This is a genomic window from Nocardioides sp. NPDC092400, from assembly GCF_040684155.1.
GTDB lineage: Bacteria > Actinomycetota > Actinomycetes > Propionibacteriales > Nocardioidaceae > Nocardioides.
In genome coordinates, this window is the sequence record NZ_JBFBFJ010000001.1 from 636,903 (window position 1) to 648,035 (window position 11,133).

The following is an 11,133-nucleotide window of genomic DNA, read 5'->3' on the forward strand; positions in this document are numbered from 1 at the left end:
GCCGTCAGCCGCCGTACGAGGGCGGGACGTCCTCGGGGCGGGTGCCCCAGGCAGGCCGGTCGGCGTCGGTGGTGTCGACGACGACCGTGCGGGGGCGACCCGGCCCCAGGCCGAGCCACGTCGAGGTGTGGGCCCGGCCGTCGACGGTGACGGCAGCGACGTGGCGGCCGTCGCCGCGCCGCACGAGCCGGGTGGCGGTGCCCCCGAGCGGTCGCACGACGACCTCGTCGAAGAGCGGCCGGCCCAGCGCGGTGACGTCGGTCCCCGGGACGAGCGGCTGCAGGCCGAGCGCCGCCCAGACGTACCACGCCGACAGCCCACCGAGGTCGTCGTTCCCGGGCAGCCCCGTCGGTCCGGGACGCCACAGCTGCTCCAGCGCCCGGGCCACGACGTCCTGGGTGCGCGCCGGCTCGCCCAGCCACAGGTGGGCCCACGGCGTCAGCAGGCTCGGCTGGTTGCCCAGCCAGGCGTGCCGGCCGGCGCCCGCGTCCAGCTCGGCGTGGAGGTCGTCGAGGCGGGCGAGGACCTCGGAGCGGGTCCCGAGAGCCGCGAGCAGGCCGGCCATGTCGTGCGGGACGAACCACGTGTACTGCGTGGCCGTGCCCTCCTGGAACCCTGTGCAGCAGGACGAGGGGTCCCAGCCGGGGCCCGGGAACGAGCCGTCGGCGGCGCGCGGCGCCAGCACCCGGCGCGCCGGGTCGAGCAGGTGGCGCCACCAGCCGCTGCGGGCCAGCAGGCCGGCGGCGTCGCGGCCGCGGCCCGCCGCCGTGGCCAGCCGGGCGACGGCGAAGTCGTCCACCGCGTGCTCGAGCGTCGTCGAGGCGTCCCCGGGCACCCAGCCGCGCTCGAGCTGCGCGGCGAGGCCGGGGCGTGCGGGCGTCGGGACGGTCGCCTGGCGGACCAGGGCGTCCACGACGCCGGGGAGGTCGAACTCTCGGGCGCCGTAGGCATGTGCCGCGGCGGCCAGCGGCGCGGCGGAGTCGCCCGACATCACGAGGGTGTCCTGGGCGACCAGCGGCCACCGGGGCATCCAGCCGCCCTCCCGCGCCGCCGCGAGCAGGCTGGTCACCAGGTCCGAGGCGACGTCCGGCCGCAGCCAGGCCAGCAGCGGGGTGTGGGTGCGGTAGGCGTCCCAGGCGGTCGCCGCCGTGTAGCGCCGGTGGCCCGCCGCCACCCGGTGCACCCGGCCGTCGAAGCCGGGGTAGCGGCCGTCGGCGTCGCTGACCGTCGTGGGGTGCAGCAGCACGTGGTACAGCGCGGTGCGCAGCGTCGTGCGCCGGGCGGTCGTCCCGCCGGTCGCGGCGACCCGGCCGAGCTCGGCGTCCCACGCGCGGGCGGCCTCGGCGCGCAGCCGCTCGACCGACCAGCCCGGTGCGTCGGCCACGAGGTTGCCGCGGGCGCCGGCGGCGTCGACGAAGGACACCGCGACCTGGGTGCGCACCGTGCGGTCCCGGCGGCCCCGGCCGTCCGTGGGGCGGTCGAGGCGCAGGACGACCCCGCCGGGCCAGCGCCGGACGGACGCGACCGGGCGGTCGAGGCGCAGCCGCACGTGCACGTCGTACGCCGTGGGGGTGCCGCAGAACCCACCGCTGGTCGCCCGCAGCACCACCTCGCGGCGGCCCACCAGCCGCACCCGGGCCGCGCTCGTGCCGGCCAGGCTGCCGTCGGCCTTGACCACCAGCCGCGGTGCGGCGCCGCGGGGGAACCGGTAGGCGGCCAGTCCCGAGCGGTCGTCGGCGGCGAGGGAGGCGGTGACGCCGTTGGCCAGCCGGACGCGGTACCACCCGGGTGCCGAGCGCTCGCTCGCCCGGTCCAGCGCGACGGTCGCCGCGGAGGGGTCGGCGGGCGCGCGGCCGGCCCACGGCAGCACCGGGACGTCCCCGAACGCAGGGCAGCCCGCCCCGGAGAGGTGGGTGGGGGAGAAGCCGCGGACGTGGGTGTCGGTGGCGGCGTACCCCGAGGCCGTCGCCGACGGCGTCCCGCCCGTCGCGTCGGCGGTCGTGTCCGGCCCCAGCTGGACCATGCCGAACGGACGGGCCGCCGCGGGCGTCGTGGCACCGCTGGACCACGGCGGGGCCCCTCCGGTGCCGGTCGTGAGGTCCGGCTGCGGGAGGTCCGGCTGCGTGAGGTCCGGTTGCGGCTGGCCGACGGCGCCCGCGCCCGGGGCGGGTGGGACGAGGGAGAGCGCCGGGAGGGCCACGAGCAGCGCCGCCGTGCCCGCCGTGCGCCGCCACCTCACCAGGGGAGCGTACGGGCGGGAGCCGGCTCGCGTGCTGAGATCACCGTCCCGGCCAGCGGACGGCCGTGGCACGATGGCGCCGTGCAGCGCACCCCGATCATCATTCCCTAGCGCGTCGAGCCCCTCGACGCGCCGACCTCTCGCACCCCGAGAGGTTTTTTTGTGCCCGCACACCAGCACCAGCCCCCCCGCACCAGCCCAGACCAGCCCAGACCAGCCCAGCCCGGAAGCAGAGACAGACCGATGGACCTCCACGGCTCGTTCCACGTCTACGACACGACGCTGCGCGACGGCGCCCAGCAGGAGGGGCTCAACCTCTCCGTCGCCGACAAGCTCACGATCGCCCAGCAGCTCGACGGACTGGGCGTCGGCTACATCGAGGGCGGCTGGCCCGGGGCGAACCCCAAGGACACCGAGTTCTTCCGCCGCGCCGCCGCCGAGCTGGACCTGCGGCACGCCCGGCTGGCGGCGTTCGGCGCCACCCGCCGGGCCGGGGCGCGGGCGGCCGACGACCCGATGGTCGCGGCGCTGCGCGACAGCGGCGCGGGCGTGGTCACCCTGGTGGCCAAGTCCTACGACCGGCACGTCGAGCTGGCGCTGCGGACCACGCTGGAGGAGAACCTCGCGATGGTCCGCGACACCGTCAGCCACCTGCGCGCCGAGGGGCAGCAGGTGTTCCTCGACGCGGAGCACTTCTTCGACGGCTACCGGGCGAACCGGGCCTACGCGCTGGAGGTGCTGCGGACGGCGTACGACGCCGGGGCCGAGGTGGTCGCCCTGTGCGACACCAACGGGGGAATGCTGCCCACCTGGGTCTCCGACGTGGTCCACGACGTCGTCGAGACGACCGGCGTGCGGGTCGGCATCCACTGCCACAACGACACCGGCTGCGCCGTCGCGAACACCCTGGCCGCGGTCGAGGCGGGCGCGACGCACGTCCAGGGCTGCATCAACGGGTACGGCGAGCGCACCGGCAATGCCGACCTGGTGACCGTCGTGGCCAACCTCGAGCTCAAGCTGGACCGCGCGGTGCTGCCGGCGGGCCTGCTGCGCGACGCGACGCGGATCGCCCACGCCGTCGCCGAGGTCACCAACGTCCCGCCCGCCTCGCGCCAGCCCTACGTCGGCACGTCGGCGTTCGCGCACAAGGCCGGCCTGCACGCCAGCGCGATCAAGGTCGACCCGAACCTCTACCAGCACATGGACCCGGTGGGCGTCGGCAACGACATGCGCCTGCTGGTCTCCGACATGGCGGGTCGGGCCTCGATCGAGCTGAAGGGCCGCGAGCTCGGGTTCGACCTGGACGCCGGCACGCCCGCCGGCAAGGACCTGGTCACGCGGATCACCGAGCGGGTCAAGCTGCTGGAGTCGCGCGGCTACACCTTCGAGGCGGCCGACGCGTCGTTCGAGCTGCTCCTGCTCGAGGAGGTCGAGGGCGCCCGACCGGCGTACTTCGAGGTCGAGTCCTGGCGGGTGATCACCGACTCCAAGCCCGCCGAGGAGGCGCTCTCGGAGGCCACGGTCAAGCTGCGGGCCGCCGGGGTGCGCTACGTCGTGACCGGTGAGGGCAACGGTCCGGTCAACGCGCTCGACCAGGCGCTGCGGTCGGCGATCGGGCAGGCGTTCCCCGAGGTCGCGAAGTTCGAGCTGATCGACTACAAGGTGCGCATCCTCGACCAGGGCCACGGCACCGACGCGATCACCCGGGTCCTCATCGAGACCACCGACGGCCGGTCGTCGTGGGTGACGGTCGGCGTGGGCGCCAACGTCATCGAGGCGTCGTGGGGCGCGCTCGTCGACGGCCTCACCTTCGGCCTGCGCCGCCACCACGCCGACTGAGCCGCGGGTGGCCGGAGGCCGGCCGTCCTGCGAGGGTGGGGCCATGAGCCGTCCCGTCATCGTCGTCGTCGGAGCCGGACCGGGGGTCAGCGGGTCGGTGGCCCGGCGCTTCGCCCGCGAGGGGTACGACGTCGGCCTGCTGGGCGTCGACGAGGACCAGCTGGTGGCGCTCGCCGGCCAGCTGGAGGACCTCGGTGCGGCGGTCGGCCGGGCGGTCGTGGACGTGACCGACGTCGAGGCGGCGACGGCTGCGGTGCAGCGGTTCGGCGGGTTCGGCGGCCGGGTCGACGTGCTGCACTTCAACCCGAGCGCCTTCCGGGAGAAGGACCCGCTCGAGCTCACGGTGGCCGAGCTGCTCGAGGACGTCGCGCTCGGGGTCGGGGCGCTGCTCACCTGCGTGCAGGCCGCGCGTCCCTTCATGTCCGCCGGCGGGCGGGTGACGGTCACCGGGCCCGCGGCCGCCGACCGGCCCTGGCACCGGGCGGCCTCGCTCGGGGTGCAGAAGGCCGGCGTGCGCAACCTCGTGCACAGCCTCGACGCGGCGCTCGCGCCGGACGGCATCCGGGCGGTGTCGGTCACCGTGCACGGGACCCTGGCGCGCGAGGGGGCCTTCACCCCCGACCGGGTCGCCGACGCCATCTGGGCAGCGGCCCACCAGGACCTCGACGCGTGGGCGACGGAGGTGCCGTACGCCGGGTGAGCCCGGCTGCCGCGGACGGACTCAGTCGCCCGGCGGCCGCAGGACCCGCTCGACCAGGTCGACCCACCCGTGCACGACGCGCTCGAGCGGGAACCCCTCGACCGAGAGCTGCTGCTCGAGGATGGGGAGCTCGAGTGGCGCCAGCAGCGCGGTCGCGAGCAGCGGGAGGTCGCCCTGCACGCCGAGCTCGTCGAGCAGGTAGCGCACGTGCATCGCGGTGAACGACCACACGGCGTACGACCGCGAGCCGGCACGGCCCGCCGCGCGGATGAGCTCCTGGTGGCGCAGGGTCGACTCCAGGCGGGACCGGCCGAAGGCGAGCAGCCGCTCCAGCGGGTCCGCCCCCGGTCCCAGCGGCGGGGGACCGGAGATGACCGCCGCCTGCCAGGCCGTCTCGGAGAAGTCGAGCAGCGCGGCCATCAGGCCCTCGCGGGACTCGAACCGGCGGAACACCGTGCCCTTGCCGACCCCGGCCCGGGCCGCGACCGCCTCCATCGTCACGTGGTCGACCCCGCACGCGTCCACCAGCTCCTGGGCCGCGGTGAGGAGCGCCTCGCGGTTGCGCGCGGCGTCGCGCCGCTCGGGCGGCGGGTCGCCGAGCAGCGGCAGCAGGTGGGGTCCGGACATGACGTCGCCACTGTAGGGACCACGCCGACACGGTGCCGGGAATACAACCGGACCGAGGTCCGTTTGGGCTGGCGACCGTTCGTCGCACGACCCCAGGAGCAACCATGTCCCAGACCCGCGTCGCCGTCCTCGTCGGCAGCCTCCGCGCCGACTCGCTCAACCGGAAGATCGCCGAGCTGCTCGCGGCCCGGGCCCCGGAGGGAGTCGAGGTCGACATCGTCGACGGCCTCGAGAACCTGCCGTTCTACAACGAGGACATCGACGGCGAGACCGCCCCCGACGCCGCCACCCACGTGCGCCGCCAGGTGGCCGCCGCCGACCGCGTCCTGGTCGTCACGCCGGAGTACAACGGCACCATGCCGGCCGTGCTCAACAACGCCATCGACTGGCTCTCGCGCCCCTACGGCGCCGGCGCGCTGGTCGCCAAGCCGTTCGCGGTCGTCGGCACCACGCCCACGCCGTACGGCGGCCGCTGGGCCCACGCCGACACGGTGCGCTCCGCCAACGTCGCGGGCGCGGTCGTCCTCGAGGACGTCACCGTCTCCCAGCCGGGCGTCGAGGTCGACGTCCTCAACGACGAGGAGGTCCTCGGCAAGCTGCGCGGCGCCCTCGAGGCGCTCGTCGCCTACGACGCCGCGCCGTCCTCGGCCGCCTGACCCGCCGGCTCCTGCCGGCTCCTGCCGGCCGAGCGACTGACGCAGTCGTGCCTGACGGCTAGCGTCGGTCGCATGGCCGACCTCCACGACCTGACCGCCCTCGAGCAGGGCGCCCTCGTCCGGCGTGGTGAGGTCTCGAGCCTCGAGCTCGTCGACCACTACCTCGAACGCGCCGACCGTCTCGACACGGTCGGCGCGTTCGTCACGCTCACCCCCGAGCAGGCGCGTTCGGCGGCCGCGACGGCGGCGTCCGCGCCCGGTCCGCTCGCGGGCGTGCCGACCGCGGTCAAGGACCTCAACCTGACCGCCGGTGTCCGGACGACGTTCGGGTCGGCGGCGTTCGACGACTTCGTCCCCGACACCTCCGACGGCGTCGTGCTGTCGCTGGAGGCCGCCGGGCTGGTGAGCCTCGGCAAGACGAGCACGCCGGAGTTCGGGTCGCCCTGCTACACCGAGCCGGACGGGCGCCCGCCGGCGGTGACCCCGTGGGACCGGACCCGGATGGCGGGCGGCTCCTCCGGCGGAGCGGCCGCGGCGGTCGCGGCCGGCCTGGTGCCGGTCGCGCAGGGCTCCGACGGCGGTGGGTCGATCCGGATCCCCGCCTCCTGCTGCGGACTGGTCGGCCTCAAGCCGTCCCGGGGGCGGATCTCCGGCTTCCCGATGTACGGCGACCCGGTCGGCCTGGCCACCGCCGGGCCGGTCGCGCGCACGGTCCGCGACGCGGCCGCGCTGCTCGACGTCCTGGCCGGCCGGCGGTCCGGCGACCCGTCCTGGGCGCCCGAGCCGAGCGGCACGTTCCTCGAGTCGTGCGACTGGTCGCCGGGGCGCCTGCGGGTCGCGCGGTTCGTGGAGCCGGTGATCGCCGACGCCGAGCTCGACCCGGCGGTCGTGCAGGCCTGGGAGGACGCCTCCCGCCTGCTGGAGTCGCTGGGCCACGAGGTCGAGGACGTCGCCGTCCCGCTGCCCCGCGAGGCGGTGCCGGAGTTCGAGACCTGCTGGGCGGTGCTGACCGCGATGTCGGCCGCCCCGGAGGGTCGCGAGCACCTGCTCAGGCCGCTCACCCGGTGGCTCGGCGACCGCGGTCGCGCCGTCAGCGGGCCGGAGCTGGGACTGGCGATCGGGGCGGTGCGGAGGTTCGCCGCGGAGGCACTGGTCGCGCTGGCGCCGTACGACGCGGTGCTGACGCCGACCCTCGCCGCGCCGCCGCTGCCGGTCGGCGCGATCCGGGACGACGCGGACCCGGCGGCGGACTTCGAGGCGCAGAAGCGCTTCACGCCCTGGACGTCGGCCTGGAACGTCACCGGCATGCCGGCCGTCTCGCTGCCGCTGCACTGGACCGACGACAGGCTGCCGGTCGGCGTGATGCTGGCCGCCCGGCCGGCCGAGGAGCAGCTGCTGCTCGCGCTCGCCGCCCAGGTCGAGGAGGCCGCTCCGTGGGCGCACCGCCGGCCGCCCCAGTGGTGACCGTCCTCGCGCACACCGCCCACCTGGCGGCCGCGGACCTGGCCGCCGCGCGGGCGCTGGTGGACGCGGCCTTCGACGACTTCACCGACGCCGACTGGTCCCACGCCCTCGGGGGGATGCACGCGCTGGTCCGCGTCGACGGCGTGCTGGTGGCGCACGGCTCGCTGGTCCAGCGGCGCCTGCTCGTGGGGGCCGGGGCGGGGGAGCGGTCGCTGCGGTGCGGGTACGTCGAGGCGGTCGCCACGCATCCCGGCCAGCGGCGTCGTGGTCACGCGACCGCGGTCATGGCGGCGCTGGAGGGGCTCGCTGCGGCGTACGACCTGCTGGCGCTGTCGTCCTCGGACGCCGGCGCCGGCCTGTACCGCGGCCGCGGGTGGGTCCCGTGGCGCGGGCCGACCTCCGTGCTCGGGCCGCGCGGCCGTGAGCGGACCGCGGACGACGACGGCTCGACGTACGTGCTGTGCGGCCCGGACCCCTCCGGCGTCCGCCCGCTCGACCTCGACCTGCCGCTGGCGTGCGACTGGCGGGAGGGCGACGTCTGGTGACGCCGCCCTCCGGCGCGGTCGTCGCTCAGATCGTGACCGCGATCTTGCCGCGGGTGCGGCCGTCCTCGTTGGCGCGGTGGGCGTCGCCGATCCGCTCGAGCGGGTACGTCGCGGCGAGGTCGACCCGCAGCGCCCCTGCCTCGGCGAGGGCGCGCAGCTCGTCGAGGTGCTCGGCCACGGGCCGGACGAAGACGTACCGGCCGCCGATGCGCAGCACCGTGTCGGCGTCCACGACGGAGGCGACCCTCGAGACGTCGTGCACCTGGTTCGGTGCGTCCTCGAGGGCGTCGCCGCCGATGAGGTCGACGACCGCGTCGACCTTGGCCGAGAGCTGCTCGCTGATCGTGCCCTGCGTGTAGTCGACGACCTCGTCGACACCGAGCCGGCGCAGGTAGTCGTGCTTGTCGCTGCGGGCGGTGCCGACGACCGTCGCACCGCGGGACTTGGCGACCTGGACCGCGAACTGCCCGACGCCGCCGGCCGCCGCGTGCACCAGCACGCGGTCGCCCTCGCCCACCTCGAGCGCCTCGACGACCAGCTGCCAGGCGGTGAGACCGGCGAGCGGGATCGCGGCGGCCTCCTCGAAGGAGAGGTTCGCCGGCTTCCGGACGACCGTCCGCTCGGGCGCTGGGACCAGCTCCGCCGCGGTGCCGAACGCGACGTCGTCGCGCCGCACGTAGCCGTAGACCTCGTCGCCCGGCTGGAGCCCGGACCGCACCGACGGCCCGACCGCCTCGACCACGCCCGCGACGTCCCAGCCCGGGATGATCGGCAGGTGGTGGGGGTAGGCGCCCTGCAGGTAGCCCTCGCGGATCTTCCAGTCCACCGGGTTGACGCTCGTCGCCCTGGCTCGGACCAGGACCGTGTCCGGGCCCACGGGCGGGTCGGCGACCTCCCGCACCTCGATCACGTCGGCCCCACCGAATCGGTCGTACACCGCTGCGCGCACGCGCTCTCCTCCGTCTGCTCGTCCTGCTCGGTCTCCGTTCCTCATCGGTCCCACCGCCCCAGGTATTCCATCCGGGCCCGCCCCGCCGCCGCCGGTCGAGCAGCGAGCGAGCGTCGCCTTGTTGGTCGAGCAGCGAGCGCGAGCGAGCGTCGCCGAGACCCGGCCCTGTTGGTCGAGCAGCGAGCCTTGGCGAGCGTCGTCGAGACCCCGTGAGGTGCGCAGGGCCTATGGGTGGTCGTCTGGGCCAGCTTGCCGCTGGTCGAGCAGCGAGCGCTGGCGAGCGTCGTCGAGACCCCGCGAGGTGCGCGCAGGACCTAGAGATGGTCGTCGGGCCGCCGGGTGGGCTCGGCTCGAGGCTCCTTTTTCGAGTCGTGTGGTTGCGCGCCGCTGGGGTCGAGGTCCTGGGCGCGGCTGCTTCTCGGCCCACGGCCGGCGGGGGTCGACCGCTGTGGTTGCGGTGGAGGAGGGAGTCGCTCTGCTCGGCCTAAGTCCTCCGGTGGAAGGCGACCTCCCCTCCGGGCAGGTGGGTGGTGTCGTACGCAGGGTCGTGGATGCGGGCGTGGTGCCTGGGGCAGAGGTTCCGGGCGTTCGTCAGGTCGGTGGCTCCGCCGGTGGACCAGGGTTGGTCGTGGTGGGCGTGGCAGAGGTGGGCGGGCCAGTCGCAGCCGTCTGCGGTGCAGGTCGGTTGGGTGAGGTTCAGCGCCCGGCGCTGAGCGCCGGAGAAGAGGCGGGTGGTGCGGCCGAGGTCGAGCAGCTCGGACCTCGACCCGAGGACGGCGGGAATCAAGCCTGCCTCGCAGGCCAGTCTCCGTGCGGTGGCTGCGGAGATGGTGGCGCCGTCGTCGAGGACACCGGGTGCGAGTCCGCCGAGGAGCGAGGCGATGTCCATGGTGATGACGACGGTGGCGTTGAGCCCGCCGAGCTTCGGGACCGAGGCGGTGGGGAGGCGTTCGAGGAGCTCGCAGAACGCGTCACCCATCCGTTCCGGTGACGGCCGCCGCTCCACGGGCTCGGATCCGCCTGGTTCCTGGGTGGCGGCTTGGTGCTTCGGGGCCGCGAACGCCAATAGGGTCTTCTTCAGCATGGCGCCGTGCAGCTCGGGGATCTTGAACTTCCCGACCACCGACCCGCGGCCGTCGGGGCTCATCGTCAGCCACGCGGTCTCGCGGGCGAGCCGCTCCTCGGCCTCCAGGGCACGGGCGTCGCGTGCCTCGCCGACCTCCGGGGCCACGACGGTAAGGACGTGCTTGGCCAGGACCCGCAACGCCTTGGGGTCACGGTGCCGCGCCTCGGCCAGCAGGTGCTGCTCCGCACGGAGCGGGATGGTCGGGTCGTCCAGGCCGGCGGGCAGCTTGTCGAGGCACTCGGTGATGACGCGAGCGTGATCGACCGACACCTCGCCCTCGGCGAAAGCCGTTGCCGTCTGGCAGTGGCGGTCCAAGGACTCGGCCAGCCGCATGCGGTGCTTCGCAGCGGGACGGGTCTGATGCGTTTCGGTCGCCCACCAAGCGGCGGTGTCGGTGGCACCGACCCGCTCGCCGGCGTGCCGGCGGTCGGCTTCCGCGACCAGGCGTAGCTCCAGGGCCTCGGCCTGCGCGCGCAACCGGGTCGCCTCGACCAGGGTGTCGGTGACGTCGTCGTCCGACATCGACCACAGGTGGACCTCGGCGGCCGAGCGCATCTGCTTGCGGGTCTTCGCGACGGCGCGGCACACCACGTGTGTGCTGCGTCGGGAGTCCTTGGCCATGGATCTACTCAAGCACCGACCACCGACAGTCCCGAGGTCGTTTCCCCAGGTCAGACCACATCGTGGACGACAAGTTCGGTGAGTTCTCGCCGGCCGACTCGAGAGCCCCAGGCCCTGCGCACCTCACCGGGTCTCGACGACGCCTCGCCAGGGCTCGGCTGCTCGACCAGCAGGGCGACCTGGCAGCCGGCAGACCGCCGCGTCCACCCGCCGTACCCCTCTCGAAGCTGCCCCCACCGCAACCCCCCATGACCAGGAAGCCGGAGGCGCGCACCCGAGGCCCTGCGCACCTCACCGGGTCTCGACGACGCCTCGCCAGGGCTCGGCTGCTCGACCAGCGGGGCACCGTCCGGCGGCCGGGGGCGAG

Annotated in this window: 9 protein-coding genes; 5 read left to right on the forward strand and 4 right to left on the reverse strand. The window is 75.2% G+C overall.

What is annotated here, in order from left to right; genetic code table 11:
- Positions 1–4: 4 nt before the first annotated feature.
- Positions 5–2,239, reverse strand: coding sequence for a GH92 family glycosyl hydrolase (locus AB0N29_RS03130; protein ID WP_364864032.1), 2,235 nt, complete (start codon positions 2,237–2,239; stop codon positions 5–7).
- A gap of 243 nt (positions 2,240–2,482) precedes the next feature.
- On the opposite strand from AB0N29_RS03130, the gene cimA reads away from it, so the two are divergent.
- Together cimA and AB0N29_RS03140 are read left to right on the forward strand one after the other, a co-directional pair.
- Entirely contained in the window at positions 2,483–4,078 is a 1,596-nt protein-coding gene (gene cimA / locus AB0N29_RS03135; protein ID WP_364864034.1) for a citramalate synthase, read from the forward strand.
- Between the two features lie 43 nt (positions 4,079–4,121).
- Positions 4,122–4,778 (forward strand): SDR family oxidoreductase, encoded by a 657-nt coding sequence (locus AB0N29_RS03140; RefSeq protein ID WP_364864036.1) that lies wholly within the window; start codon positions 4,122–4,124, stop codon positions 4,776–4,778.
- A gap of 21 nt (positions 4,779–4,799) precedes the next feature.
- On the opposite strand, the gene AB0N29_RS03145 is transcribed toward AB0N29_RS03140, so the two are convergent.
- The gene (locus tag AB0N29_RS03145; RefSeq protein ID WP_364864038.1) at positions 4,800–5,405 is read right to left on the reverse strand and encodes a TetR/AcrR family transcriptional regulator; all 606 of its coding nucleotides are present in this window, start codon (positions 5,403–5,405) and stop codon (positions 4,800–4,802) included.
- Between the two features lie 104 nt (positions 5,406–5,509).
- On the opposite strand from AB0N29_RS03145, the gene AB0N29_RS03150 reads away from it, so the two are divergent.
- From AB0N29_RS03150 to AB0N29_RS03160, 3 genes are all read left to right on the forward strand, one after another.
- On the forward strand, positions 5,510–6,061 hold the full coding sequence (locus AB0N29_RS03150) for an NAD(P)H-dependent oxidoreductase (protein ID WP_364864040.1): 552 nt from the start codon (positions 5,510–5,512) through the stop codon (positions 6,059–6,061).
- Between the two features lie 72 nt (positions 6,062–6,133).
- The gene (locus tag AB0N29_RS03155) at positions 6,134–7,525 is read left to right on the forward strand and encodes an amidase (protein ID WP_364864042.1); all 1,392 of its coding nucleotides are present in this window, start codon (positions 6,134–6,136) and stop codon (positions 7,523–7,525) included.
- Positions 7,495–8,070: a GNAT family N-acetyltransferase gene (locus tag AB0N29_RS03160; RefSeq protein WP_364864044.1), complete on the forward strand. Its 576-nt coding sequence runs from the start codon at positions 7,495–7,497 to the stop codon at positions 8,068–8,070. The genes AB0N29_RS03155 and AB0N29_RS03160 overlap by 31 nt, the downstream gene beginning before the upstream one ends.
- 25 nt (positions 8,071–8,095) lie before the next feature.
- On the opposite strand, the gene AB0N29_RS03165 is transcribed toward AB0N29_RS03160, so the two are convergent.
- On the reverse strand, positions 8,096–9,019 hold the full coding sequence (locus AB0N29_RS03165; protein ID WP_364864046.1) for an NADP-dependent oxidoreductase: 924 nt from the start codon (positions 9,017–9,019) through the stop codon (positions 8,096–8,098).
- 484 nt (positions 9,020–9,503) lie between these two features.
- Positions 9,504–10,766 (reverse strand): DUF222 domain-containing protein, encoded by a 1,263-nt coding sequence (locus AB0N29_RS03170; RefSeq protein WP_364864048.1) that lies wholly within the window; start codon positions 10,764–10,766, stop codon positions 9,504–9,506.
- Positions 10,767–11,133: the final 367 nt, after the last annotated feature.

Bases quoted from the DNA above. Each gene is read 5' to 3' on its own strand.
- AB0N29_RS03140 (WP_364864036.1), top strand. From the start codon at position 4,122: ATGAGCCGTCCCGTCATCGTCGTCGTCGGAGCCGGACCGGGGGTCAGC.
- cimA (WP_364864034.1), top strand. From the start codon at position 2,483: ATGGACCTCCACGGCTCGTTCCACGTCTACGACACGACGCTGCGCGAC.
- AB0N29_RS03170 (WP_364864048.1), bottom strand. From the start codon at position 10,766: ATGGCCAAGGACTCCCGACGCAGCACACACGTGGTGTGCCGCGCCGTC.
- AB0N29_RS03155 (WP_364864042.1), top strand. From the start codon at position 6,134: ATGGCCGACCTCCACGACCTGACCGCCCTCGAGCAGGGCGCCCTCGTC.
- AB0N29_RS03150 (WP_364864040.1), top strand. From the start codon at position 5,510: ATGTCCCAGACCCGCGTCGCCGTCCTCGTCGGCAGCCTCCGCGCCGAC.
- AB0N29_RS03145 (WP_364864038.1), bottom strand. From the start codon at position 5,405: ATGTCCGGACCCCACCTGCTGCCGCTGCTCGGCGACCCGCCGCCCGAG.